The organism is Rhodococcus sp. NPDC076796 (assembly GCF_040702765.1).
GTDB lineage: Bacteria > Actinomycetota > Actinomycetes > Mycobacteriales > Mycobacteriaceae > Rhodococcoides.
This window is the reverse complement of record NZ_JBFBMS010000002.1, coordinates 837483-863008: the sequence shown is the minus strand read 5'-3', so window position 1 is coordinate 863008 and position 25526 is coordinate 837483. Positions and strand designations below refer to the sequence as shown.

Annotated in this window: 22 protein-coding genes; 13 read left to right on the top strand and 9 right to left on the bottom strand. The window is 65.0% G+C overall.

The annotated features are described in order from the left end of the window. Positions 1–6 precede the first annotated feature (6 nt). Positions 7–492: a GNAT family protein gene (locus AB0366_RS09325; protein ID WP_366243599.1), complete on the top strand. Its 486-nt coding sequence runs from the start codon at positions 7–9 to the stop codon at positions 490–492. Here AB0366_RS09325 and AB0366_RS09320 read toward each other — a convergent pair whose 3' ends face one another. Together AB0366_RS09320 and AB0366_RS09315 are read right to left on the bottom strand one after the other, a co-directional pair. Then, complete coding sequence (locus AB0366_RS09320; protein WP_366243598.1) at positions 493–1944, bottom strand: HAMP domain-containing sensor histidine kinase; 1452 nt, start codon at positions 1942–1944, stop codon at positions 493–495. Further along, the gene (locus AB0366_RS09315; RefSeq protein WP_366243597.1) at positions 1941–2624 is read right to left on the bottom strand and encodes a response regulator transcription factor; all 684 of its coding nucleotides are present in this window, start codon (positions 2622–2624) and stop codon (positions 1941–1943) included. Before AB0366_RS09315 ends, AB0366_RS09320 begins: the two co-directional genes overlap by 4 nt. Before the next feature lie 129 nt (positions 2625–2753). On the opposite strand from AB0366_RS09315, the gene AB0366_RS09310 reads away from it, so the two are divergent. Further along, complete coding sequence (locus AB0366_RS09310; protein WP_366243596.1) at positions 2754–3332, top strand: hypothetical protein; 579 nt, start codon at positions 2754–2756, stop codon at positions 3330–3332. A gap of 57 nt (positions 3333–3389) precedes the next feature. On the opposite strand, the gene AB0366_RS09305 is transcribed toward AB0366_RS09310, so the two are convergent. From AB0366_RS09305 to AB0366_RS09280, 6 genes are all read right to left on the bottom strand, one after another. Continuing rightward, positions 3390–4709, bottom strand: coding sequence for a DUF222 domain-containing protein (locus AB0366_RS09305; protein ID WP_366243594.1), 1320 nt, complete (start codon positions 4707–4709; stop codon positions 3390–3392). A gap of 369 nt (positions 4710–5078) precedes the next feature. Then, entirely contained in the window at positions 5079–5654 is a 576-nt protein-coding gene (locus AB0366_RS09300; protein ID WP_366243592.1) for a DinB family protein, read from the bottom strand. 5 nt (positions 5655–5659) lie between these two features. Continuing rightward, a complete protein-coding gene (locus tag AB0366_RS09295) occupies positions 5660–6403 on the bottom strand; it encodes a CPBP family intramembrane glutamic endopeptidase (protein ID WP_366243591.1) in 744 nt (247 codons plus the stop codon). Positions 6404–6422: 19 nt separating this feature from the next. Continuing rightward, the gene (locus AB0366_RS09290) at positions 6423–7694 is read right to left on the bottom strand and encodes a DUF3533 domain-containing protein (RefSeq protein WP_366243849.1); all 1272 of its coding nucleotides are present in this window, start codon (positions 7692–7694) and stop codon (positions 6423–6425) included. Positions 7695–7824: 130 nt separating this feature from the next. Continuing rightward, positions 7825–8337: a peptide-methionine (S)-S-oxide reductase MsrA gene (gene msrA, locus AB0366_RS09285; protein WP_366243590.1), complete on the bottom strand. Its 513-nt coding sequence runs from the start codon at positions 8335–8337 to the stop codon at positions 7825–7827. A gap of 57 nt (positions 8338–8394) precedes the next feature. Then, positions 8395–9426 carry an NADP-dependent oxidoreductase gene (locus AB0366_RS09280; RefSeq protein ID WP_366243589.1) on the bottom strand — a complete coding sequence of 344 codons (1032 nt, stop codon included), beginning with the start codon at positions 9424–9426 and terminating at the stop codon, positions 8395–8397. A gap of 75 nt (positions 9427–9501) precedes the next feature. Here AB0366_RS09280 and AB0366_RS09275 point away from each other — a divergent pair, with 75 nt between their 5' ends. Then, a complete protein-coding gene (locus AB0366_RS09275; protein ID WP_366243588.1) occupies positions 9502–10338 on the top strand; it encodes an HAD family hydrolase in 837 nt (278 codons plus the stop codon). A 74-nt stretch (positions 10339–10412) separates the two neighbouring features. Here AB0366_RS09275 and AB0366_RS09270 read toward each other — a convergent pair whose 3' ends face one another. Continuing rightward, complete coding sequence (locus AB0366_RS09270) at positions 10413–12629, bottom strand: N-acetylmuramoyl-L-alanine amidase (protein ID WP_366243587.1); 2217 nt, start codon at positions 12627–12629, stop codon at positions 10413–10415. A gap of 182 nt (positions 12630–12811) precedes the next feature. Here AB0366_RS09270 and cobM point away from each other — a divergent pair, with 182 nt between their 5' ends. The 10 genes from cobM (at position 12812) to AB0366_RS09220 (ending at position 25492) form a co-directional block, all read left to right on the top strand. Then, positions 12812–13555, top strand: a complete 744-nt coding sequence (gene cobM / locus AB0366_RS09265) for a precorrin-4 C(11)-methyltransferase (RefSeq protein ID WP_366243586.1) — start codon at positions 12812–12814, stop codon at positions 13553–13555. After that, positions 13552–14334: a precorrin-6A synthase (deacetylating) gene (cobF, locus tag AB0366_RS09260; RefSeq protein ID WP_366243585.1), complete on the top strand. Its 783-nt coding sequence runs from the start codon at positions 13552–13554 to the stop codon at positions 14332–14334. Before cobM ends, cobF begins: the two co-directional genes overlap by 4 nt. Positions 14335–14401: 67 nt before the next feature. Continuing rightward, entirely contained in the window at positions 14402–15631 is a 1230-nt protein-coding gene (gene glf, locus AB0366_RS09255) for a UDP-galactopyranose mutase (protein WP_366243584.1), read from the top strand. Continuing rightward, positions 15628–17535, top strand: a complete 1908-nt coding sequence (locus tag AB0366_RS09250; protein WP_366243582.1) for a glycosyltransferase — start codon at positions 15628–15630, stop codon at positions 17533–17535. Before glf ends, AB0366_RS09250 begins: the two co-directional genes overlap by 4 nt. Further along, positions 17513–18049, top strand: coding sequence for a phosphatase PAP2 family protein (locus tag AB0366_RS09245; RefSeq protein WP_052049813.1), 537 nt, complete (start codon positions 17513–17515; stop codon positions 18047–18049). The genes AB0366_RS09250 and AB0366_RS09245 overlap by 23 nt, the downstream gene beginning before the upstream one ends. Continuing rightward, positions 18046–18951, top strand: coding sequence for a decaprenyl-phosphate phosphoribosyltransferase (locus AB0366_RS09240; RefSeq protein ID WP_121871812.1), 906 nt, complete (start codon positions 18046–18048; stop codon positions 18949–18951). The genes AB0366_RS09245 and AB0366_RS09240 overlap by 4 nt, the downstream gene beginning before the upstream one ends. Beyond that, the gene (zomB, locus tag AB0366_RS09235; RefSeq protein WP_366243581.1) at positions 18929–20794 is read left to right on the top strand and encodes a flagellar motor control protein ZomB; all 1866 of its coding nucleotides are present in this window, start codon (positions 18929–18931) and stop codon (positions 20792–20794) included. Before AB0366_RS09240 ends, zomB begins: the two co-directional genes overlap by 23 nt. 219 nt (positions 20795–21013) lie before the next feature. Then, positions 21014–22024 (top strand): alpha/beta hydrolase family protein, encoded by a 1011-nt coding sequence (locus AB0366_RS09230; protein WP_183130341.1) that lies wholly within the window; start codon positions 21014–21016, stop codon positions 22022–22024. Positions 22025–22354: 330 nt separating this feature from the next. Continuing rightward, positions 22355–23368 (top strand): alpha/beta hydrolase family protein, encoded by a 1014-nt coding sequence (locus tag AB0366_RS09225; protein WP_366243580.1) that lies wholly within the window; start codon positions 22355–22357, stop codon positions 23366–23368. Positions 23369–23590: 222 nt separating this feature from the next. Beyond that, complete coding sequence (locus tag AB0366_RS09220; protein ID WP_366243579.1) at positions 23591–25492, top strand: alpha/beta hydrolase-fold protein; 1902 nt, start codon at positions 23591–23593, stop codon at positions 25490–25492. Positions 25493–25526: the final 34 nt, after the last annotated feature.

Genomic DNA, 25526 nt, shown 5'->3' with positions numbered 1-25526 from the left:
ACGGCGATGAACCTCCGCGGTGAACGGGTCGTGTTGCGGCCCGTCACCGCCGAGGATGTGCCGCAGCTACGCCGAATACTGCACACCCCCGAGGTGTACGCGCGGTGGGGCGACGAGGACGCCGACGAGAACTGGCCGTTCGACAACCCCGACGAGAAGCGTCTGGTCGTCGAATTGGACGACGCAACAGTGGGATTGATCCAGTACGGCGAAGAGACCGATCCGATGTACCGGCATGCGTCGATCGACATCTTCTTGGACCCGGCAGTGCACGGCCGCGGCGTCGGAAAGGACGCCGTCGGCACGCTGGTGCGATACCTGACAGTCGACCTGGGGCATCATCGGTTGGTGATCGACCCCGCTGCCGACAACGCTGTGGCCATAGCCTGTTACAGCGCAGTCGGTTTCGAGCCCGTCGGAATCATGCGCAAATACGAGAAGGGTCCAGGCGGCTGGCACGACAGCCTCTTGATGGACCTGATCGTCGAATAGCTATCGGTGGTTCGCCGGAGTGGAGCCTGCGGAACGACCGGTAGGGCTAGGAAGTGTCAGTCGGAATCGCGCGCCGGTAGGCCCTGCGGCACAGACGAGTTCGCCGCCGTGAGCGCGCGCCAGCGTGCGCGCGATCGACAGCCCCAGCCCGACGCCGCCGGAAGAACGGTCCCGTGCGGAGTTCAGCCGGACCAGCCGCTCGAAGATGCGCTCGCGATCGGCTTCTGTGACGCCGGGACCGTCGTCGTCGACGGTGACGAACGCCTGTGAATCGGCCCCTGTAGTCACTCGGACGGTACCGCCGGGCGGCGTGAAGCGAGCAGCGTTGTCGAGGACGTTCGAGATAATCTGCTCGACGCGGCCCACGTCCACCCTGACCGGCACCGGTTGCGCGCCGTCCACCTCGAACCGGACCTGCGGGGACAGCAGGGCCGCGCGATCGACGGTGCGTCGAACCACGTCGGCGAGGTCCGTGTGGGTCAGCTCCAGCTCCGAAGTGTTCTCTGCACGAACGGAATCGAGCATATCGCCCACCAGGCGCGACGCCCTGGCAGATTCGCCGACCAACAGCTCGCTCCATCTCCCGACCCGATCGGGGCGGTGCTCGGCGTCGCGCTGCAACGACTGAGCCAGCGCCGAGATCCCGGCTACCGGCGTACGCAATTCGTGTGCCGCGTCGGCCAGGAACCGTCGCATGTCCTCCTCTGCTCGACGCGCCGACTGCGCTGCGGCAGCCTCCTTGCGCTCGGCGTCCTCGAGGGCGTCGAGCATCTCGTCGACGGCCGATGCTGTGCGGCCCAGGTCTGTCTTCGGCTTCGAAGGCAGTAGCCGGCGGCCCCTGTCGCCGTTGGTGATTCGGCGCGCGACCGACGTCATCGAGTCCAGGGGCGACAGCGCGCGCCGCACCGCGTAGATCAGCGCGGCGGCGGCCAGTAACAGAGTGACTGCACCCGCACCCACCATCAGAATGCGCAACTGTTGGCGAACATCGGCGATCGCGGTGGTGTCGCCCAGCAGTGACAGCGTCGAGCCATCGGGCAGCGGCTCGGTGATCTCCAACGAATCCGACGGCGGGGCAGGGGGATCGGGTGGACCGGGAGGGTTGGGATCCTTCGACTGTCCGGCGGGCGGAGCCGGGGTTGCTGGCCTGATATCCGGCCCGGGCGGTGCGTTGCCGGGAACGCCGTAGACCGTGCCGTCCGCAGCGGTGACGCGAACGCGGATGGCGTCGCCCTGGAGAGACTGCACCAGATCGCTGGATTCGACGCCGCTCTCCACGAGCTCGATCGCACGGGATGCTCTGTCGGTCAACCGCGCTTCCAGATCGCGCCGAAGCTGTTGACCCAGAACGACATCCACCGATGCTCCGACGATCACCAGAAGTACCGCGAACAGGACGACGACAGTGGCGACCACTCGCGTACGCAACGACGGCGTCTGTGTGCGGTTCACTGCGGGGCCCGCAGAGCGTAACCGAGGCCCCGGACGGTGTGAATCAACCGCGGTCCGTGGGCTTCCATCTTGCGACGTAACGCACTGACATGCACTTCCACCAGGTTGGCGTCGTACGCGCCGTAGCCCCAAACCGATTCGAGGATGGACGTTTTCGAGACAGTACGACCGCGCTGCGCGACGAGGAAGGTTGCCAACCGGAGTTCGGTGGCCGTCAGATCGAGGACCTGGCCGGCGCGGGTGACTACTCCCGCGGATTCGTCCACCATTAGATCGCCCACCTGGATTGCGTCCGAGGATCTGCCGCGTCTACGCAGCACCGATTTCGCTCGCGCGACCACCTCGTCGAGCTGAAACGGCTTGACCACGTAGTCGTCTGCGCCGTCGCTCAATCCGCGCAGGCGGTCTTCCAGCCGATCCTTCGCGGTGACCATGATGATTCCCGCGTCGCTGCTCTGGCGGACGATGTCGATGAGCGCGAACCCGTCCCGCGCGCCGGGCAGCATGACGTCGAGAATCACGACATCGGGGCGGAAGCCTGCCATCGTGGTCTCGAAGTCGTCGCCGTCGGGCAAGGACGCTGCGGTGAACCCCGCGTCCTCGAACGCGGCCATCAGCGCTTCTCGGATGGGTAGCGAGTCCTCCACCACCATCACCCGGGGAGCGGAACTGTATGTCATGCCTCGATTGTCACCCACCAGCTGAAGTGATCCTGAAGATGCGCGCGGCTTCAGGGTGACTTCAGCTAGCGGCGGCAGGGTCGATGACAGACCGAAACGAACGACACAGACCCCGACGAAGGAGTGAACGTGAACGATCAGACGCAGCCGATCCCCGCCGCCTCGAACCCGGAGCCAGTCCCCGGCGACGCGGTTCGAGAGACCAATCCGAAGCGGTGGAAGGGACGGGTACCGCTGGTGGCGACGGCGGCAGCGGGACTCGCAGTCGGTGCGCTGGTGGCCTCGGCAGTCTTCGCTGCGACTGGGCCGGACGCCTCGCCCGGAGTGTCCACGGTGGCGTCGTCTTCGACACTCGGGCAGCGAACCGACGGCGGTGGCGGGTCGGATGTACCTGCGGTGCCGGCAGCTCCGGATTCCGGTGACGGAGCTACGGTTCCCGCTGTTCCGACACCACCGGGATCTGCGGACGGTGCTACTCCTGCGGCACCGGGGGATGAGGCAACTCCGCCTACTCCGCCCGCCGGTGGTCCGGGTAGGGGCGGGCCGAGTGGACAAGGTGAGGGTGGTCCTGGCAAGGGTGGACCGGCTTCACTGTGCGCCCCGGCTGACGGCGCGACGCCGCCTGCGCCGGCCGATGGTGCGCCGCCGCCTGCTCCGGCCGATGGCGCGACGCCTCCCACTCCTCCAGCAGCCCCGTCCGGTTCCTGATCCAACTTCTTCCAGCCCCGCACCGTGTTCTCGGTGCGGGGCTGGTGTCGCTTTGCCTCAGGCTATGTAGGGGCCTGCTCGGGCGTGGGATGGTCTGGGTTGTCGGTAGGGGTCGACGGTTGCCGGTGGGATGAACCAGGGGTGGTTGTCGGTGCCGATGAACACTTCCCAGTCACTGTGGTGCATGAGTCGGTGGTGGAATCCGCAGAGTAGGACGAGGTTGTTCATGTCGGTGGGCCCACCGTCGGCCCAATGCCAAATATGGTGTGCCTCTGTCCAGGATGCGGGTTTGCCGCAGCCGGGGAAGGCGCAGGTGTGATCTCTCGCGATGAGGGCTTTGCGTTGTTTGGCGGTGACGGTGCGTGCGGTGCGGGCGAGGTTGATCGGTGAGCCATTCTCGTCCATGACGATGGCGGTGAGGACACAGTCGCACGCCAACTGTCGAGAAGTATTGCGGGAGAGTGGTCCCATCCAGGGCAGCCACCCAACAGTGGTGCCGTCGCCGAACAAGTCCCCGTATGCGCCACGATCTGAGGCAGGGTGGCCGCCGTCATCGGATTCGTTTGCGGTGCGGGTGTTCTCGTCGTCGGTGATGTCGTCGGTGTCTGCACTGTCGCGGAGGTCGGTGAGGTCGCGCAGGCTGATGTGCAGGTTCAGGTGCGGGCGTTCACCGCCCTCGATGGGCCGGCTACTGGAGGCCAGGTACTGGTCGAGGATGTGTCCGAAGGCGTCGGCTCTGCGCCTGGCGGGGCTTCGATCGTCTTGGGTGCCGTCGGCTGCGGGTTGGGGTTCGGTCAACGGTGAGAGTGCGGTGAGGAGTTTTTCTCCGGTGATCGCATCGAAGTCTCCTTTGAGTACCAGCCGCCCGTTCAAGGTCTTGGAGGCGAAGAGTTCGTTGCGGTCGGTGTTCTCGGGTGGTGGTGTCTTGCCGCCGAACTCGTCCTCGAGCTTGGTGATCGCTGCTCGGATCCGGCCGGTGCGTGCTTCGGGCCCGGTCGCGGCGGCGATCATCGCGGTGCGGGCCATAACGCGACCCTCTTCCGGGAGGTCCTTCGGTGGTGTTTCGGCGAAGGTGAGGATCAGCGCGGCGTGGTCGACGGACATGACGCCGGTGTTCACGGCGTCTGCGATGTCGGGGAAGTTCTTCAGGCCGCGGGCGAGGGCGACGATCTTGGTGGCCTTGGCCGGCGAGAGAAGGGTGGTGGAGGTCAGCCAGCCGGCGGGTCCCGGGAAGCCGAGCTTCTCCCGTGAGACGCGGGTGTCGATCTCTGCGACGAGGGCGATGCGTCGGGCTTCGAGCAGTTGGATTCGGTGGGAGACCTCGGCGGATTCAGCGAGGAGTTCGCTCTCGCTCAGTTGCCAGATCTCCGTGGTCATGGAAGCAAGTGTATCGAACGCGCGTTCGACTGGCAACCATTGTGCAATCGAAAACTATTGCCACGCTTAACTATTCGCTATCCAGAACCTGTCGGTGGCGTGTGGTATCAGACCGCCACGCCGTCGTGCGCGTGCGATCTGCCGCCCTTGCGGCTTACCCGTACGCCCTCGGGCAGTCGATCACCGACGCTTGAGTCGTCGAACGGTCCGCTCCAGATGTCGGACTCTGCCGCATCACGCACTACCCATCTATAGACGGGAGTCGCCGGCAGAAGATGTCCGCGTCGATTCCTCGGTACGACTGGAATCCGTGGGGTGCGTATCTCGAACGAACTGGTATTTCAGTCCGTCATGTCTTCGGATGAACTATCAATCAAATTCTCGCGCAACGGTTTCCAGTTCGTCTCGATATGCCGCCCACCATGCTGCGTCGCCGTCGGCCATGTTTTCGTTGCCCAATCGGAGTCCGACGGAATCGTCGATGAGTTCTCGCACGATGTCCGCATGCCCAGCGTGTCGGTTGGTTTCGGCGACAAGGTGCACGAGCACGCGGTGCAGAGTTATTTCCTGCCTCTCGACGGGCCAGTGCAGGACGCGTCCGACGGTGTCGAGGTCGTTCGATTCGATGGTCTTGTCGGCGTGCAACCAGGCCTCGCGGTACAGGTCGACGATGAACTCCGAGGATTCGTCGGCAGCGGCCCACATATCGGAGTTCAGTCGCGCCTCGGCTGATTTCACCAAATCCGCGAATGGGGCGGGGAACTCGCGGCCGAAGGTGATGCCGAAATAGCCGTACTCGACGATCGACAGGTGCTTGATCAGCCCCAAGAGATTCGTCCCCGTGGGCGTCATCGGTCGTCGTTTCTGGTACTCGGTGAGGCCGTCGAGCTTCCACAGCATGTTTTCGCGCGCGATCCGCAGGTACTGGTGCAGCTCGTCTTTCATGTCTTTCAGCTCACCGACGCGTGCCAGACCAGCGCGGCAGCCAGCGCGCCGAGTCCATTCAACGACCAGTGCAGGGCGATGGGCGCGATCAAACTTCCGCTGCGGCTGCGCAGCCACGTGAACACCACACCCGCTGCGGCAGTGGCCACCACGGCCAGCGCGATACCGACGACCTGCCCGAACAGCCCGCCACCGAGAAATCCGCTCAGCCCCACGTTGCCGGCCGTCAGTCCCAGCGAGGACGCGATGTGCCAGAGACCGAACAGCAGAGATCCGGCGGCGAACACACCCCGAGCTCCGTAGATGCGACCCAGCGTGCCGTGCAGCACCCCGCGGAACGCGAGTTCTTCCGGGATGACGGTCTGCAGGGGGATGACGATCATCGATGCGACGATGGCGGCGGAGACGGTTGCGTACCGGTCGGCCATGAAGAACGGCCGAGTCAGTGGCAGCAACGCACCGATCGCGACGACGGTCAGGACGACCCCGACGGCTCCGAGTGCGTACAGAGATCCGGCCTTCCACTGCTTCGGAGACAGTCCCAGTTCGGCCCACCCCAGACCGCGACGGTTCGCCAGGACGACCAACAGAACCGCGGCGATCGGAACCGTCGCGATACTGGCCCACACCGTGGTGAAGTGCGCGATGAGGTTGGTACCCACGAGTACGAGGACGACGATCGCGACGTCGAGGTAAGCGTGGAAGGCGCGTCGGGGTACCACGCTCCCGGCCGTATTCACAGCAAGCATTGGATCGAGTGTACTGGCGTCAGCTGAGAGCGCCGGTCGAATCGAGGCTCCGGTCGAGGCCTTTGCCGTCGTAGATGCGGGTGAACACCACGCCGAACACGAGCCCGATGAGCAGTCCGAGAGACGTCATACCCACCGAGTGCAGCAGCCCTGCGTCGAGTGAGGCGTTGAAGTACAGGATCGAGCGGGTGCCGAGGAAGATCTGGTGCATCGGCTCGAACTGCGCCAGCCAGGTGAACAGCCGCGGGCTGGCTTCGAGGGGGATGGTGCCGCCCGAGGACGGCAACGCCAGGATGATGAACACGATCAGATTGATCAGCAGTCCTGCCGTGCCGAATGCGGACATCACCGCCAGTGCCGTGATGCCGACCGCGGCGATCGCGTACGCGCCGTACATCCACAGAGTCCAGGCATGGGTGATCGGCATACCGAGCAGATGGCTGATCAGCAGATAGAGGGCAGACACCAGCATGGCCAGGACGATCATCACGAGCCATTTCACGAGCAGCGTCTGGAAGCGGTTGATCTGGGTCGGTCCCCGATGGATGTACTTGGGGCCGATCTCTGTGGGCGTGAATCCGAGTAGGCCGTCGACGAGGGCGCTGACGATGGTCGCACCGGTGAAGCCCGCCAGGACGAGCAAGAGCGCGTAGTAGAAGGCGGACAGGCCACCGCCGGTGCCGTCGGGCAGAGGATCGTATTGGGCAACGATCACATCGATCGGCTGCGCGAGGGTGAGTGCGCTTGCACCGGCGAGCTGAGTCTCACCGAGCTGCCCACGCACCTGCTCGGTGATCTGCTGTCCCACAGTCTGATTGACCGCCTCGAAGGCCGGTGTCGCCACTCCGGTCACGAGTGACATCCCGAAACTGCCGGCACGTGGGTTGGTGTAGACCGTGATGATCGGCTTCTCGACGTCCCCGGGAATCACGCTCGCCTGGGCGAGAATTCCCATCCTCTTGGTGAAATCGCTCGGGATGACGATGGAACCGTAGGCCTCGGCCGTCGACAGCAATGATTGCGCCTGCGCCGGACCGACTTCCCGAAAATCGACCTTCTCCGGATCGACGTTCTGCAGCAGACCGTCGACGATGTCGTTGCCGATGTTGCGTTGCTCGCCCGCGAGGGTGTCGCCCTCGTCCTGGTTGACGATCGCGATGGGTAGGTCGTGCAGATTGCCCCTGGGGTCGAGCACACCGCCCAGATACAGCGCGGCGAGAAACGACATCAGCGCTGAGACCACCAGGATCGGCGCAAGCCAGAAACGAGGCGAACGAAGGACGTCGGCCATCGACCGAGGGGTTCTGTCGGAGGTCACCGGATCAGTGTCGCAAAATTGTTGTGCAACTTCTGCTCCACTCGACGCCGCAACTGGCGGGATCCCGCCAGCGGAAGCGAGGAGTGGAGCAGAAATCAGAAAGTCAGGCGTTCGCTCGCCGCGGCAGCTTCCACTCCGGACGCACCCAGTGGCAGGTGTAGCCCTCGGGGTACTTCTGCAGGTAGTCCTGGTGCTCGGGCTCGGCTTCCCAGAAATCTCCGGCCGCGGTCACCTCGGTGACGACCTTGCCCGGCCACAAACCGGAGGCGTCGACGTCGGCGATCGTGTCCTCGGCGACGCGCTTCTGCTCGTCACTGAGGTAGAAGATTGCCGAGCGGTAGCTGGCACCGATGTCGTTGCCCTGACGGTTCTTGGTGGTGGGGTCGTGGATCTGGAAGAAGAACTCGAGCAGATCGCGGTACGTCGTCTGGGTGGGGTCGTAGACGACCTCGAGTCCCTCGGCGTGATTGCCGTGATTGCGGTACGTCGCGTTGGGGACCTCGCCTCCGGTGTATCCGACGCGGGTCGAGATCACTCCCGGGAGCTTGCGAACGAGCTCTTCGGCTCCCCAGAAGCATCCTCCGGCGAGAATGGCGGTTTCGGTGGCTGCAGACATCGTTGCTCTCCTAGCTCATTATCGGTCGATACGTGGGGTTCAACGAACGAGACGCCGTCATAATTCCGAGTCGTGGGTGCGTTCGCCGACCTCGAGCACCAGCTTGCCGGTGTTGGCACCGTCGAACAGCAGGTTCAGTGTCGATCCGAAGGCGGTGACGCCGCCGATCTCGATCTGCTCGCGTGCCGTCATTCTGCCGCTGGTGAGCAGTTCGGACAGTGCATCGATGCCTTCCTGGTAGCGATCGAGGTAGTCGAAGATGATGAAACCCGTCATCGATGCCCGATTGATCAACAAGGACAGGTAGTGCGCCGGGCCGGGCTGTGGATCGGTGGCGTTGTAGCCGGAGATGGCTCCGCACAACACCACTCGCGCTCCCTTGCGTAGCCGGGAGAGGGCCGCGTCGAGGATTTCACCGCCGACGTTGTCGAAGTACACGTCGATGCCCTTGGGCGCAGCCGCCTTCAGGCCCTTGTACACCGACTCGTTCTTGTAGTCGATCGCCGCGTCGAAGCCCAGTTCTTCGGTGAGCCACGCGCACTTCTCGGGTCCACCGGCAATGCCGATCACAGTGGCTCCCTTGGCTTTCGCGATCTGACCCGCGATGCTGCCCACGGCTCCGGCGGCTCCGGAGATCACCACGGTGTCGCCCTCGGTGAGCTTGCCGACGTCCATCAGGCCGAAGTACGCCGTCAGCCCGGGGAACCCGAGCGCTCCGAGCCACGTGGGTGCCGGTGCGATGGATTCGTCGACCTTCTGCACGCCTGTCCCGTCCGACAATGCGTGCTCGGTGACGCCGAACGACCCCGAAACTATCTCTCCGACAGCATAATCGGGATGATGGGATTCCAGCACCCGTCCCACGGCGTGCGCCCGCATCACCTCGCCGATCCCGACGGGCGGTACGTACGAGCGCGCATCGTTGAGCCAGCCGCGCATCGCCGGGTCGAGTGAGACGTAGTCGACGGTGACGACGAACTCGCCGTCGCCCGGCGTGGGAATCGGTTCCTCGGTGAGGTTCCACGTCGACTCGTCGGGACGTCCCACCGGGCGCTGAGCCAATCGGATCTGACGGTTCACAGATGTCATCTACCGTTCCTTCCACATCGAAGACGTGCATGTCGAAAACAGGGTGCCTCGACACTAGGGCAGAATGACGTCACGATGACCAACGCGCCGAACACCACCCGCCTCGCCCCCCGCCTCGTTGCCAGCGACGTCGACGGCACCCTGCTCGACCAGCACGAACGCGTTACCGAACGTACTCGGCGCGCCGTTTCGGCCGTCGTGGCCGACGGAGTTCCCTTCGTCCTGTCCACCGGCCGGCCGCCGCGGTGGATCCACCCCGTCGTCGATCAGCTGGGATACGCGCCGATGTCGGTGTGCGCCAACGGCGCGGTGATCTACGACGCCGCCAACGATCGCGTGCTCAGCGCCGAGACGCTCTCGGTGCAGACACTGCAGTGGTTGGCCGACGTCGCCTACCGCGCGTTGCCCGGCTGCGGTCTGGCCGCCGAGCGAGTGGGCCGGACGGCACACGACTCGGCCACGCCGCAGTTCGTCAGCTCCCCAGGCTACGAGCACGCCTGGCTGAACCCGGACAACGTCGAGATGACCGAGGACGACGTGGTAGACGTTCCGGCCGTCAAGCTGCTGATCCGGTTGTCCGGTTCCACCAGCGGACACATGGCCGACATCCTGTCCCCGCTGATCTCCGGTCGAGCCGACCTGACGTTCTCCACCGACAACGGACTCATCGAGCTCTCGGCACCGGGCATCACCAAGGCGTCGGGCCTGGCCAAGGTCGCCGAGACGCTGTCGGTGGACGTGAAGGACATCGTGGCCTTCGGCGACATGCCCAACGACGTGCCGATGCTCTCGATGGTGGGACTGGGCGTCGCGATGGGTAACGCGCATCCCGCTGCCGTCGCGGCGGCGAACGAACAGACCGTCACCAACGCAGAAGACGGAGTGGCGCACGTCCTCGAACGCTGGTGGTGACGCGTCGGTCCTGGGGCGTTTCGAACGAGAGAAGGGCCGAGTCACCACGGTGACTCGGCCCTTCTGTTGTTAGCTCAGCCCGCGGGTGCGGGCTCCGGCGCGGGAGCAGGCTCGGGTGCAGGAGCCGGCTCCAACGGTGCTGCGACGGGGTTCTGCATCTCCGCGTTGTAGGTGTCGTTGTACGTCTTGATCACCGTGGTGACGATTCCGGTGAGCTCGTTGAAGATCAGCGAACCGTTCTCGAAGTCGGTCCGGAAGCCTTCCGGCACCCGGAACTCGTCGGTGAGCGGCAGACCCAGGATGCCGTCGACGCCACCCTGCTGCACGTACTGCTGGAAGATCTTGCCGATGACGGCCACGGCCTGACCGGCCATGTTGGTGATGATCTCGCCGTTGGCGAACTGCGCCTTCTCACGGCCGCCGCTCACCTGCACCAGACCGCTCACCGGAACGCCGAGCGAGCCGGTTTCTCCGCCGGACGCCAACCACTTCTGTGCGACCGGACTGGTCGCCGCCAGTCGCTGCAGCTCGGCGACCAGGGCCGGGATGTTCTCGCCCAGAGTGGAACTGACGTCAGTGCCCGGACGTGACGGGGTCGAATCGGTGACCGCAGAATCCGGAGTGGTGTCGGGCGCATCGGGCGATGCCGGAGTGGCGTCTCCGCCGCCGAGGTTCGCCGCAGCGATGTCGCGGATCTCCCCGAGTCGTGCGTATCCGGCGTCACCGGGGCATTCGGTGTTGCCGACGTCGCGGTGACCGAAGATCACCGGCAGGTCGACGCTCTGGCCGCGGCCGACGAACGTGAAATCCGTTCCCTCAGAGGTCATCGTGGTGGTGCCCTCGGGGTCGAGGCCGGCCTTGCCGAGTCGCCATCCGAGGAACTTGCCGACCGAATCGATGGTCTCCTGCGAGGGATCGACGTTGGAGTAGTCGCCCATCATGGCGATGCCCATCGTGTTCTCGTTGAACCCGCCCGAGTGTGCGCCCTGAACCGGCTTGTCCAAGCCGCCCGCACGACCCTCGAAGATCTGGCCGTACTTGTCGACGAGGACGTTGTAACCGATGTCGCACCAGCCGAGCGTCTGCGCGTGGTACGCGTAGATGGCGCGGACGATCTCGGCCGATTCGGACTTGGAGTAGTCGTTGCTGCCTGCGGTGTGGTGCACCGTGGCACCGCCCAGGAAGTCGTCGATCGTCGGTGTGGCGCAACGGATCGACTCGTCGGCACCCCACTGCGCGCGGGTGATGACCTTGGGGCCTGCGTCACCGGCGACGGGAGTGGCAATGTCGCTCAATGCCGAGTCGACCGGCGACGTGCCGGGGGTGATGAGCACGGCGCTGATGTCGTTGACCGCCGCAGCCAACTGCTCTGCAGAACTCGCCTGGTTGGGATCCGCTGCCGGATCTGCCGGTGCAGGCTCGGCCGCGGCCGGATCCATTGCAGCCGGATCGAGTGGGGCCGGATCCTGTTGGCGCAGAGGCTTGCTCGACGATGCCGGGGTGTAGCCCAGTGGCTGTTCCGCAGCAGCGGGAGCCTCGGCTGGAGCGTCGGTGGCGGGCAGTTCGACGACCGGAACCTCGGGAACCGGTGCAGTCGCGAAGCTTTCGGGAGCTGCACTGCTGGTCATCGGTGTCAGCAACACCTGCACGGCATTGGTCAGTCCGACGAAGATCGGTTCGGTGCCCTGCTTTTCCGCAGCGGGAACGGCGTCGCTCGCAGTGGTATCCACCGGCGCAGTTTCCAGCCACGGGCCCCAGGAGCCGTCCTCGAGTTGCCGGCGGATCTGAGCGGAAGCACCGTCGAGCTGCTCGGACGTCAGGGCCACCATGCTGAACGGGGTGTCCTGCTTGATCTCCTTGACGGCGGCACCGAGTGGCGGACCGGTCGGATCTGCAGCTTCCGGGTTCACCGGTGCGGCCGCGTCCACTCGGGGAATCGGGGCCTGTGCGGTCGCGTTGCCCGGTGCCGGCGTGGTGAGACCCGGGATGTCGGGAATCTCGATCGGCGGGATCACGATGGAATCCGGCAGCGGTAGGTACTTCAGATCGGAGAGCCGGAGATCGGGCAGCGGCAGTCCGGTGAGCTCCTGCAGCGGAATCACGATGTCCGGTGCAGCGCTCAGCGCGGTCTCGACGATCTTGGTCGGCACAGTGACGGGGGTTGTCTCGTTGGCCGGTCGAACTCCGGTTGTCGTGCTGTCGGTGAGGCCTGCGACCGCAAAAGGGGTCGCGACGGCCAGCAGTGCGACAGCACCGAGAACGATCGACGGCTTCGTTCGACGGTTCGGCAAGGCGGTACTCCCTGGTTGTTGGTAGGTACGCGTCGTAGGATCTCCATTTGCTGAACAACATGAATCACATCAGCAACATGAGTCCCATCAGACACAAGGCTAAACCTTAGCTTGACAGTTAGCCATCGGCGGGAAGGTCGAGCGTCCCGGCGCGTCGGGCATGTCCTCTACGCTCATCAGCTGTGACTGTGCACTTCATCGGAGCCGGACCGGGCGCTGCCGACCTGCTCACGCTGCGGGCCGTCGAGTTTCTGCGATCGAGCCCGGTCTGCGTCTATGCCGGTACCTACATCGACGACGCGATCCTCGAACATTGCTCCGCAGGCACCCGCCTGGTCGACACCGCGAAGCTCGACCTCGACGCCATCACCGCAGAATTGGTCGCCGCCCACGAGCGCGGGGAGGACGTCGCTCGCCTGTGCTCGGGGGATCCATCCCTTTACTCCGCGCTGGCGGAGATGTCCGCTCGACTCGACGCTGCAGGCGTGCCCTGGGACGTCACCCCGGGCGTTCCGGCCTACGCAGCCGCAGCTGCCGCACTGGGCGTCGAGCTGACGGTCCCCGAGGTGACGCAGTCGGTGGTGCTCACTCGCGCGCAGGCTCGCTCGACGGCGATGCCCGATACCGAGGCGCTGAAGAACTTCGCCGCCACCCGGGCGACGTTGGCACTGCACCTGGCGATCACTCGCACGCGGATCCTGACCGACGAACTGACGGAGTTCTACGGCCCTGAGTGCCCCGCCACCGTCGTCTTCCACGCCAGCAAGCCGGACGAGCTGATTCTGCGCGGCACTCTGGCCGACATCGCCGATCAGGTCGAGGCCGCGGACCTACGACAGGCGGCGGTGATTCTGGTGGGACCCGCCCTGGCTCGACGCGTCGTCACCGAATCCCACCTGTACGACGCCTGCCGGGACCGCTCGTGAGGATCCATCTGATCGGCATCGGCGGTGGCCACCCGGACCAGGTGACCGTCCAGGCCGTCGAGAAGCTGCGGGCCGTGGACGTGTTCATCGTGGCCGACAAGGGTGCGTCGGTCGGCGATCTCGCAGCAGCCAGGCAGGAGATCCTCGAGCGCCACCACGGTGGCAGCTACCGGGTGATCGAGGTGCCCGACCCGCCACGCGACCGATCGCCCCGGCAGTACGAGACAGCGGTCCTCGATTGGCACGACGCCCGCGCCCGCGCCTACGCCGATGTGCTCGACGGCCTCGCCGAAGGCACCGTCGTCGGGTTCCTCGTCTGGGGAGACCCCGCGCTCTACGACAGCACTATCCGCGTAGTCGAGCGGCTGGCCATGGTGCGCGGTGACATCGAGTTCGATGTCACACCAGGTATCTCCAGCGTGTCGATGCTGGCGGCGAGTCATCGCCTCGTTCTCAACCGCATCGGCGGACCGATCGTCATCACCACCGGCCGCAACCTGGCGGGTGACGTCGCCGCCGGCCTCGACAACCTGGTGGTCATGCTCGACGGCAACCTGGCCTGCAGCGCGCTGACCGGCGCAGGATGGGGCATCCACTGGGGTGCCAATCTGGGGACGGCGGACGAGAAGCTGGTGGCGGGCCCGCTCGACGACGTGCTGGGCGAGATCCGCCGCGCCCGCGAGGAGGTCAAATCCCGGCACGGCTGGGTGATGGACACCTACCTGCTCCGACGCTGCATCGATGACGCCGACCCTGCGGCCGGACGCTCCTTCGAATGACACCGGGCCCGGCGATCGGCGCCTGGTGGGGCAGAGCGGTCACGATCGTCGGATACCCTGGTTGCCCGTGACTGCTGTAAGCCCCGAGACCACCTCTTCCGACGCCTCCGTGACCGGCCGATACGACCTCATCGTCGTCGGATCCGGGTTCTTCGGACTGACCGTGGCGGAGCGGGCGGCATCCCAGTTGGGCAAGCGTGTCCTCGTGCTGGATCAGCGGCACCACCTGGGCGGCAACGCGTACTCCGAGGCCGAGCCCGAGACGGGCATCGAGATCCACAAGTACGGCGCGCATCTGTTCCACACCTCGAACAAGCGGGTCTGGGACTACGTCAACAAGTTCACCGACTTCACCAGCTACCAGCACCGCGTCTTCGCTCTGCACAAGGGCCAGTCGTATCAGTTCCCGATGGGCCTGGGCCTGATCTCGCAGTTCTTCGGCAAGTACTTCTCGCCTGCCGAAGCACGGGCCCTCATCGAAGAGCAGTCCAGTGAATTCGACTCGAAGGACGCGCAGAACTTCGAGGAGAAGGCGATCTCGCTGATCGGACGCCCCCTCTACGAGGCGTTCATCAAGGACTACACCGCCAAGCAGTGGCAGACCGATCCGAAGAATCTGCCCGCAGGCAACATCACCCGGTTGCCGGTGCGGTACACGTTCGACAACCGCTACTTCAACGACACCTACGAGGGACTGCCGGTCGACGGCTACACCGCGTGGCTCGAGAAGATGGCCGCCGACGACAAGATCGAGGTCCGGTTGAACACGGACTGGTTCGACGTCAAGGCCGAGCTCGTGGCCGAGAGCCCCGACGCTCCCATCGTCTACACCGGCCCACTGGACCGCTACTTCGACTACTCCGAAGGCGAACTTGGCTGGCGCACAATTGATTTCGAGACCGAGGTGCTCCCGACGGGTGACTTCCAGGGCACCCCGGTGATGAACTACAACGACGGCGACGTGCCGTTCATTCGGATCCACGAGTTCCGGCACTTCCACCCCGAGCGCCAGTACCCGACCGACAAGACGGTCATCATGCGTGAGTTCTCGCGCTTCGCGAAGAGCGGCGACGAGCCGTACTACCCGATCAACACCCCCGATGACCGGCAGAAACTCGAGGCGTACCGCGACCGCGCCAAGGCCGAAGCAGCCTCCAACCGAGTGCTGTTCGGTGGTCGCCTCGGCACCTACCAGTACCTGGACATGCACATGGCCATCGCGAGTGCGCTGAACATGTACGAGAACACCTTGGCTCCGCACTTCGAGACCGGCGCACCCCTGGCAGGCGACAAGTGACCGCCAAGCACCTGCTCGAGGACGGCATCGCCGACGCCGCGCCGGTCCTGGGTAAGTCGTTGCTGCAGCGGGTATTGCTGCCGCGCTCGGGTGAACCGCTCGACGTGCGAACGCTGTACCTCGAAGAAGCGCTCACCAATGCCAAACGCGCACACTCTCTCTCGCGGACCTCGGTCACCATCGGTTCCGAGTCCGAGGTGTCGTTCTGCACCTACTTCAACGCGTTCCCGGCGAGCTACTGGCGGCGCTACAGCGTCCTGAAATCCGTGGTGCTGCGCGTCGAGGTCTCCGGACACTGCCGAATCGACGTCTACCGGTCCAAGGCCGACGCGTCGCGCATCCACGTCGAGGGCCGTGAGGCTGTGGACGGCGATGCGGCGCAGGAGTTTCTGATCGATCTCGGTCCGTTCGAGGACGGCGGCTGGATCTGGTTCGACATCACCTCCGACTCCGAGGTGGTGCTCGAGAGCGCGGGTTGGTACGCGCCGATCGAGGCTCCGGGCGAGGCCACCGTCGCGGTCGGTATCCCCACCTTCAATCGCCCGACCGACGCCGTCAAAGCCCTTGTCGCCCTTGGCTCGGACCCCCTGGTGCTGGATGTGATCCAGGCGGTCATCATGCCCGATCAGGGTACCCGCAAGGCCAAGGACGAGCCCGGATTCGACGAGGCCGCGGCGGCCCTCGGCGGCAGGCTCGCCATCCACGATCAGGCCAACCTCGGCGGGTCCGGCGGCTACAGCCGCATCATGTACGAGGCCCTGAACAACACCTCCTGCCAACACATCCTGTTCATGGACGACGACATCGAGATCGAACCCGACTCGATCCTGCGGGCGCTGGCCATGTCTCGATTCGCCAAGGTCCCCACGCTCGTCGGCGGCCAGATGCTCAACCTGCAGGCGCGCAGCCACCTGCACGTCATGGGCGAAGTGATCGATCGCAGCAACTTCATGTGGACCGGCGCACAGAACGTCGAGTACGACCACGACTTCTCCGAGGATCCGCTGCGTACCAGCAAGCTGCTGCACCGCCGCATCGACGTCGACTACAACGGCTGGTGGATGTGCATGATTCCGCGCGTCGTCGCCGAGGAACTGGGGCAGCCACTGCCGCTGTTCATCAAGTGGGACGACGCCGAATACGGCTTGCGGGCACGCGAAGCCGGCTACCCGACGGTGACCCTGCCGGGCGCGGCCATCTGGCACATGGCGTGGAGCGACAAGGACGACGCCATCGACTGGCAGGCGTACTTCCATCTGCGCAACCGCCTGGTGGTCGCATCGCTGCACATGCCGGGCGACGGCAAGGGCCTGGTGCTCGACACGGTCAAGGCCACGATCAAGCACCTGCTGTGCCTCGAATACTCGACCGTCGCAATCCAGAACCTCGCGATTCGTGACTTCCTGGCCGGCCCCGAGCACATCCTCGAGATCCTGCCCACCGCGCTGCCGACCGTGCACGCACTGCGCAAGGAATTTCCCGACGCGGTCGTCGTCGGCAGTTCCACCGAGTTGCCGCTCGCTTCCGGTGAGGAAGTGGGAGCCGTCGGGCTGCCGACCAATCCGCTCGCCAAGATCAGCCGGTTGGCAAAAGGGTTGCTGCACAACGCAAAGCCTGCGCACACCCAGCATCACGACCGCCCGCAGCTCAACGTCCCGACTCTCGACGCGCGCTGGTTCCTGCTGTCTCAGGTCGACGGCGTCACCGTCACCACCGCAGACGGCCGGGGCGTCGTGTATCGCAAGCGGGATCGTCAGCAGGCCGCGGCGCTGCTCAAGGAAGCCCTGTCGCTGCGCAAGCAGCTGGCAGCCGAATTCCCCGCCCTCAAGGCTCGCTACCGCGATGCCGTGCCGCACCTGACCAGTAAGGAAACGTGGGAACGTGTCTTTCGTTACCAGGCGTAAGGGACAGACCGAGGCCCCGACGGAAGTCAGGATCCTCGAGAAGGTGCAGAGCACCGTCGGCAGTGCCCCCGGCGCGATCACCGTCGCCCGTGGCATGTCGCACTTCGGCGAGCACGCACTCGGCTGGGTCGCGATCGCCGGAATCGGTGCTGCACTGGACCGGCCGCGTCGGCGCCAATGGGCATCGGTTGCCGTCGGGGCAGTCGGCTCCCACGCCGCGTCGATCGTCATCAAGCGCATCGTGCGCCGGCCACGCCCGCACGACCCGGCCGTGCGCATCAACGTCTCCACGCCCAGCAAGCTGAGCTTCCCGTCCTCGCATGCGACATCGACCACAGCCGCCGCGGTTCTCCTCGGCCGGGTGACCGGGCTACCGTTACCGGCGGTCCTCGTCCCACCCATGCTGCTCTCGCGCTTGGTGCTCGGAGTCCATTACCCCACCGATGTGCTGGCAGGATCGGCACTCGGCGCGTTGACGGCTGCGGCCGTCGTGAAGTTCGAAGGAGACAAATGAGCGAGGATGCCGCACCCGTAGGCGCACCGCCGAAGAACCTGGCGGACGGCATCGTCAAGGCGCTTCGTCCGCGTCAGTGGGTCAAGAACGTACTGGTGCTGGCTGCACCGTTGGCGGCCGGCTCGGTCACCGACCCCGACGTTCTGCTGTCCGTTGCACTCGCGTTCGTCGTGTTCTGCTTCGCCGCATCCGGGGTCTACCTGGTCAACGACGCCCTGGATGTCGAAGCGGACCGCGCGCACCCCACCAAGCGATTCCGGCCGATCGCCGCGGGCGTACTGCCGGTCAACATCGCCTACGCGATGGCGGTTGTCTCACTCGGTCTCGCCATCGGCCTCTCGTTCATCGCGAACTGGAAGCTGGCGCTGGTCATCGGCGTCTACATCGCGATTCAGCTGGCGTACTGCTTCGGCCTCAAGCACCAGGCCGTGCTCGACATCTGCATCGTCTCGTCGGGCTTCCTGCTCCGTGCGATCGCCGGTGGGGTTGCTGCCTCGATCCCGCTGTCGCAGTGGTTCCTGCTGATCATGGCGTTCGGCTCGCTGTTCATGGCGGCCGGTAAGCGCTACGCGGAGCTGCAGCTGGCCGAACGTACCGGCGCGAAGATCCGCAAGTCGCTCGAGAACTACACCACCACGTACCTGCGATTCGTCTGGACACTGTCTGCGACCGCCGTCGTCATCTGTTACGGCCTGTGGGCGTTCCAGGAAGATGCGGGCACGGGTGCCAACTGGTTCGCCATCTCGATGATTCCGTTTACTATCGCAATCCTGCGATACGCAGTGGATGTCGATGGCGGCGAGGCAGGCGAACCCGAAGAGATCGCGTTGGGAGACAGGGTTCTGCAGCTACTCGCCATAGCGTGGATCGGAGTGGTTGGTGTCGCTGTCTACCTCGCCTGACCAGCGAGACGCGCGAGAAGAGAACTCCGCTCGGGCATCGATCACCAGGCCGGTCTTCTGGATCGGGACCGTGGTCACCGGGGCGTTGTTCCTCTGGGGTGCGTGGGAGCGCCGCTGGATCGCCGACGACGGCCTGATCGTTCTGCGTACCGTCCGCAACCTGCTGGCAGGCAACGGACCGGTGTTCAACGCGGGCGAACGGGTGGAAACCAACACCAGCACCATCTGGACCTATCTCGTCTACGCGGGCAGTTGGCTGAGCGAGGGCCGGCTCGAGTACGTCGTGCTGACGATCGCACTGGTTCTGTCCACGGCGGCCGTCGTTCTGGCGATGATGGGCACGTTCGCGCTGCGTGGTCGCACCGCGTCGCGAACTCTGTTCCTGCCCGCCGGTGTCCTGGTCTACATCGCGGTTCCGCCCGCCCGCGACTTCGCGACATCCGGGCTCGAGACCTGCCTGGTCATCTTCTGGTTGGCGATGCTGTGGCTGCTGATGGTCCGCTGGGGCCAGCGCCGCTCCGGTGGCGTCGAGCTACTGCTGCTGGCCTTCTTCGCCGGGCTCGGCCCGCTGGTGCGTCCGGAACTGTCCATCGTGGCGGTGCTGGCGCTGGCGATGATCTTCCTGGCCCCGCAGAGCTGGCTGTCCAGGCTGCGAGTGTTCGCCTTCGCCGGAGCCGTACCGGTGCTCTATCAGATCTGGCGCATGGGCTACTACGGCCTGCCGTACCCCAACACCGCGGTGTCGAAGGATGCAGGCGGAGCCAAGTGGTCGCAGGGGTTCGAGTACCTGTCCAACCTCGTGGGCCCGTACCTGCTGTGGCTGCCGCTAGTACTGCTGGTCGTCGGTGCTGCACTGTCGGCCTCGCGAGTGCGGTTGTCCCTACCCCGTACCGTCGGCGGCTGGCTCGCAGCGCTGCGGACGCCGACCGCCGTGGTCGTCTTCGTGTTGATCAGTGGCCTACTGCTGGCTTTGTACGCCATTCGCGTCGGCGGCGATTTCATGCACGGTCGGACATTGTTGCCGGCATTGTTCACGCTTTTGTTGCCGATTTCGGTGCTGCCGGTTGCCCTCCCGAAACGCTGGTCTGCAGATCGCGCCACAGCGGTTTTCGTCGCCGATCTCGTCGTCTGGGGTGGCATCGTTGTCTGGGCCGTCGCGGCTGCCAATACGACGGGTATGCCGCAGGGCTCGATCGTCGGCCGGAGCGGCATCGTCGACGAGCGGGCGTTCTACTCGCTCAACACCGGGCACGCCCATCCGATCCTGGCCTCGGACTACCTCGACTACCCGCGCATGCGGGGAATGGTCGAGGCGATCGAAGACACTCCCGACGGCGGGTTGCTGTTGCCGTCGGCCCAGTTCACGTATTGGGATGTCGTGCCACCACCGCTCCCCATCCCCGAGGGTGGGTTCGGTCACACCGTCTTCTTCCTCAACCTCGGAATGACCAGCATGAACGTCGGTCTCGACGTGCGGGTCATCGACCAGATGGGGCTGGCATACCCGTTGGCGTCACACACCGAGCGCCTCGAGAACGGCCGGATCGGACACGACAAGAACCTGTATCCGGACTGGGTGGTGGCCGATCTCGGACTCGTCGCCGTTCATCCCTACCTGCCCTGGTACATGGACGAGGACTGGGTCACCGAGGCTCAGGTGGCACTGACCTGCCCCGACACCCAGGAGCTGCTCACCTCGTATCGGGCCCCGTTGACGAAGGATTTGTTCGTCCGGAATTTCAAGCGCTCGCTGTTCTACGCCGGATATCGGTTCGATCGAGTGCCGAAGTACGAAATACAACGATGTGATCTTCCGGCGCCGATATTGAAGGCGGACAATTAGGTGTCCGAACACGAAAAGGTCACCGGGTTGCGCCGAATTGGTCTCGACGCCAAGATGAGCTATCTCGATCATGTAACGGGGGTCGTCCTTCGTGCGATAAGTGCGGAGGATGTGTATGCGTCCGACCTGTCTGGTCGGGCGGCAGACATGGAGAACTTGCGAGATCAAGTGTTGATTGCGTAACCGATGTGACGATGAAGCAGCTGAGAGGTCGAGTGCATGCTGGGTAGAAGGAAGAGCCGGTCCGAGGACAAGCGGGGTGGGTCCTGGGGACGCCGCGCCGCCACGTCCATGCTGATGGCGGTGGTCCTCCCACTGGGATTGGCTGTAGCCGGCGGTGGCGCAACTGCCAACGCTGCCTTCGACGGCAATGCCATCGACGTCTGGACGGACTCGAGCATGGGTCCGATCAAGAGTCGCGTCTGGCGCGCCGCGGACGGCAACACCAACCGTGTCGTCTACCTCCTCGACGGGCTGCGGGCCACCACCGACATCTCCGGCTGGGAGCACGAGACCGACGCCGGTGCCGTTCTGGCCGGATACAACATCAACGTCGTCCAGCCGGTCGGCGGACAGTCGAGCTTCTACTCCGACTGGTACGCACCGTCGAACTTCAACGGCCAGCAGACCACGTACAAGTGGGAGACGTTCCTGACGCAGAACCTGCGTGAGAACCTGCGCGCCAACTGGGGCTTCAACCCCAACCGCAACGGTGTCATCGGTATCTCGATGGGTGGCTCTGCTGCTCTGACGCTCGCTGCCTACCATCCGGACCAGTTCAGCTACGCGGGCTCGCTGTCCGGTTACCTGAACATCTCCGCTCCCGGCATGCGTGAAGCGATGCGTCTGGCGTTGCTCGACTCCGGTCGCTACAACATCGACGCGATGTGGGGACCGCCGTGGGATCCGGCGTGGCTGCGGAACGACCCGTTCGTCTTCGCGCCTCGTCTGCGCGACAACGGAACCCGCGTGTGGGTGTTCGCAGGTAGCGGTCTGCCCGGCGGACTCGATCGCCCGCGGAGCTTCATCGACTACTACAACACCGGCAACGGCATGGGCCTTGAGGCCATCGCACTGGCGAACAGTCGGGCGTTCCAGATCCGGATGGCCAGCATCGGTGCCAACAACGTCACGTATGCGTTCCCGGCCGTCGGTACCCACCAGTGGGGCTACTGGGGCGAGCAGATCCGCATCATGGCACCGGACCTGAGCGCCAACATCGGTAACTGACCCGGTCACGGATCATTTCGGTTGTTTCGCCCGTTTTTCTGCCCTTCGTGAAACTTCACGACTTTTCAGGGCTGTTCAGCGGGGACCGAGCAGGATAGTCTCCTGTTCCAGGGAAACGTCGAGGTGAAACTGGGACGCTGATCACAGTTTTGCCTTGGAACCGCTCGATGGAATAACCTCCATCGAGCGGTTCGCCTGTTTTCACAGCAGAACCTCAGATTTTTCGGGACCACATCGTCCTTCGGCCCGGAGGGGCCACCAGGAAAGCCCTGTTCGATTGCCGGGGGCCGCATGTCGCGGAGACCGCGTAGATGAGAGAGAGCACGATTCATGCGATTTGCCGGCCTCAGCAGAACACCGAAGGCGTCTTCACGCTGGCGTCAGCGCCTGCTCGGCGTCGGTGCTGCAGCGCTCGTCCTTCCCCTCGCAGCCGGTGTCGTCGGCGGAGCAGTCGCTGTTGCAGCGCCCGCTCCCGTCGCGCATCAGACCCCTGCCGGTGGCCGTGAAGACCTGATCGTCCCGTCCGAGATGGGCCCCATCAAGGTTCAGGTCCAGTGGGCAGCCCGCGGCGGAAACGCTGCGCTGTACCTGCTCGACGGACTGCGCGCACGCGACGATCGCAACGCCTGGACGTTCGAGACCAACGCGCAGGATCAGTTCGCCAACGACAACGTGACCCTGGTCATGCCCGTCGGCGGTCAGTCGAGCTTCTACAGCGACTGGTACACCTCGTCGAACTTCAACGGCCAGGAAGTCACCTACAAGTGGGAGACGTTCCTGACCGAAGAGCTACCTGCGTTCCTCGAGAACTACGGCGTCTCGCGTAGCAACAACGGTGTTCTCGGACTGTCGATGGGTGGTTCGGCAGCTCTGACGCTCGCCGCGTACCACCGCGATCAGTTCAAGTTCGCCGGTTCGCTCTCGGGCTACCTCAACATCTCGGCGCCCGGCATGCGTGAGGCCATTCGCGTTGCGATGCTCGACGCAGGTCGCTTCAACGTCGACTCCATGTGGGGACCGCCCTGGAACCCGGCGTGGCTGCGCAACGACCCGTTCGTCTTCGCGCCGCGCCTCGAGGGCCTGTCCCTGTACATCTCGGCAGCGAGCGGTCTGCCCGGCGAATTCGATCGTCCGGCCGCGCCTATCGATTTCTACAACACGGCCAACGGCATGGCGCTCGAGGCACTCTCGCTCGCCAACACCCGTGCATTCCAGATCCGGATGAACACTCTTGGCATCCCGGCCACCTACAGCTTCCCGTCCAACGGCATCCACGCATGGCCGTACTGGGGAGCCGAGCTGTGGAAGGCTCGCGGCCAGATCCTGGACGCGCTCAACGCCTGACACCGATCGAGAAGTCGTTCTTCGAGAAATGCCGCCCCGCGTCTGTGCGCCGGGCGGCATTTTTCGGTCTCGACCGTGATCGCCACCGTCGAACCAGTTCACAATTGCACCACCAGTCACAGCGCGTCTGCTGCTCGTCGGCACCGGGCACGTGTAGAAAGACATACGAAGCATGTCTCGATAGGAGACCTTCGAAAGTCACGTCGAAAGAGAGTCACCATCATGCGCACTGAGCTTGTTCGGTTCGGTCGGACTACATCGGCCGGCACACGGGCTCGACGAGCGGCAGCAGCACTGACCGTCGCTTCCGCCTTGATGATCCCCTTCGCGACGACGACCGTTGCCTCCGCCGCCCCCATCGCGCAGACGGCCCCTGTTGCGCTTACCGGCCCCGCCTACACGCAGACGTCCGGTGCCACCGTCACGTCGGTGGACTGGCTCTCCGATCGTCGCGTCGCGCTGTGGATCCAGTCGCCCTCGATGGGAACGCCCATCCAGGTTCAGCTGCTGCTCGCGCGTGACTGGAACATCAACCCGCAGGCCACGTTCCCGCAGGTGTACATGCTCGACGGCCTTCGCGCGACCGATCAGGAGAACGGCTGGACGGCCGAGACCGACGCCGAGTCGTACTTCGCCGACAAGAACGTCAACGTGGTCCTGCCCATCGGCGGCCAGTCCAGCTTCTACTCCGACTGGGTCGATCAGGACAACGGCAAGAACTACCAGTGGGAGACGTTCCTGACCAAGGAGCTCCCGCCGATTCTCGAGCGCGACTGGCGTAGCACCGACACCCGCGGCGTCGTCGGGTTGTCGATGGGCGGCACGTCCGCGATGTTCTTGGCCGCGCGCAACCCCGGCTTCTTCAAGTTCGCCGGATCGCTCTCGGGCATCCTGAGCACCACCTCGCTGGGTATGCCGCAGGCCATCCAGTACGCGATGACGGACGCCGGTGGGTTCAACTCCAGCGCGATGTGGGGGTCGCCGTCGAACTCGCTGTGGGCCCAGCACGATCCGTACGTGCTGGCCGACAAGCTCGAAGGTGTCAGTCTCTACATCTCCAGCGGCAACGGCTCGGCCGGACCGTACGATCAGCCGTCGCCCATTCCCGGCGTGAGCACCAACTACGCCGGCATGGGTCTCGAGATCCTCTCGCGACTGACCTCGCAGACGTTCGCCACCAAGCTCAATCAGCTCGGCATTCCCGCTCAGGTCAACTACCGGCCGTCGGGCACGCACTCGTGGCCGTACTGGCAGTTCGAGCTGCATCAGCTGTGGCCGCAGCTCGCCACCGCACTCGGCGTCGAGGTCGACAAGCCCGCGTGCAGCGTCGCCGGACTGATCGGCAACGCGAGCGGTGCCAATTCGTGGCTCGGCCCGTGCTTGACCGCCGAGTACAACGTGGCCGGTGGTCGTGCTCAGGACTTCACCTTCGGCCGGGTCTTCTTCACCCCCGATACCGGTGCGCAGGTCGTCGCCGGTGCCATCGGTGGCATCTATCAGGGCAACAGGGGCCCAGAGGGCGCTCTCGGGTTCCCGACGACCGGCGAGATCGGTACTCCCGACGGTCGTGGACGGTTCAACGCCTTCCAGAACGGCATGGTCTACTTCACGCCGCAGACCGGCGCGCACGCGGTCAAGGGTGCTGTGCTCGACGAGTGGGCTGCCCAGGGTTACGAGGGCGGACCGCTGGGCTACCCGGTGCTCGACGAGGTCGAAACGCCGAACAAGCCCGGATCGGTACAGGGCTTCGAGATCGGTGCCATCTACACCTCTCCCGATGCCGGTGTGCACTCGGTGCAGGGCATGATTCTGGGCAAGTACGGCGAATTGGGTTGGGAGGGTGGAGCTCTCGGGTTCCCCAAGTCCAACGAGCTCGGCCCGATCAGGGACGGCGGACGCTTCAACCAGTTCGAGACGGGCAACATCTACTGGAGCCCACTGAGCGGAGCCTGGTCCACCCCGTACGGTCCGATCTTCGACGCCTGGGGATCGGTCGGCTACGAGGGCGGCCGGTTGGGCTACCCCACCAGCGATCAGTTCGACATCGACGGTGGCGGCAAGCAGCAGAACTTCCAGTTCGGCATCATCACGCTGAAGGACGGCGTTGCCACGATCGCGCCGTAGAACCTGCGGATAGCAGCTCAGAGTTCTCACAGAG

Bases quoted from the DNA above. Each gene is read 5' to 3' on its own strand.
- AB0366_RS09315 (WP_366243597.1), bottom strand. From the start codon at position 2,624: ATGACATACAGTTCCGCTCCCCGGGTGATGGTGGTGGAGGACTCGCTA.
- AB0366_RS09305 (WP_366243594.1), bottom strand. From the start codon at position 4,709: ATGACCACGGAGATCTGGCAACTGAGCGAGAGCGAACTCCTCGCTGAA.
- AB0366_RS09240 (WP_121871812.1), top strand. From the start codon at position 18,046: ATGAGCGAGGATGCCGCACCCGTAGGCGCACCGCCGAAGAACCTGGCG.
- AB0366_RS09295 (WP_366243591.1), bottom strand. From the start codon at position 6,403: ATGCTTGCTGTGAATACGGCCGGGAGCGTGGTACCCCGACGCGCCTTC.
- AB0366_RS09275 (WP_366243588.1), top strand. From the start codon at position 9,502: ATGACCAACGCGCCGAACACCACCCGCCTCGCCCCCCGCCTCGTTGCC.
- msrA (WP_366243590.1), bottom strand. From the start codon at position 8,337: ATGTCTGCAGCCACCGAAACCGCCATTCTCGCCGGAGGATGCTTCTGG.
- AB0366_RS09280 (WP_366243589.1), bottom strand. From the start codon at position 9,426: ATGACATCTGTGAACCGTCAGATCCGATTGGCTCAGCGCCCGGTGGGA.
- AB0366_RS09290 (WP_366243849.1), bottom strand. From the start codon at position 7,694: ATGGCCGACGTCCTTCGTTCGCCTCGTTTCTGGCTTGCGCCGATCCTG.
- AB0366_RS09300 (WP_366243592.1), bottom strand. From the start codon at position 5,654: ATGAAAGACGAGCTGCACCAGTACCTGCGGATCGCGCGCGAAAACATG.
- AB0366_RS09225 (WP_366243580.1), top strand. From the start codon at position 22,355: ATGCGATTTGCCGGCCTCAGCAGAACACCGAAGGCGTCTTCACGCTGG.
- AB0366_RS09230 (WP_183130341.1), top strand. From the start codon at position 21,014: ATGCTGGGTAGAAGGAAGAGCCGGTCCGAGGACAAGCGGGGTGGGTCC.
- AB0366_RS09325 (WP_366243599.1), top strand. From the start codon at position 7: ATGAACCTCCGCGGTGAACGGGTCGTGTTGCGGCCCGTCACCGCCGAG.
- AB0366_RS09220 (WP_366243579.1), top strand. From the start codon at position 23,591: ATGCGCACTGAGCTTGTTCGGTTCGGTCGGACTACATCGGCCGGCACA.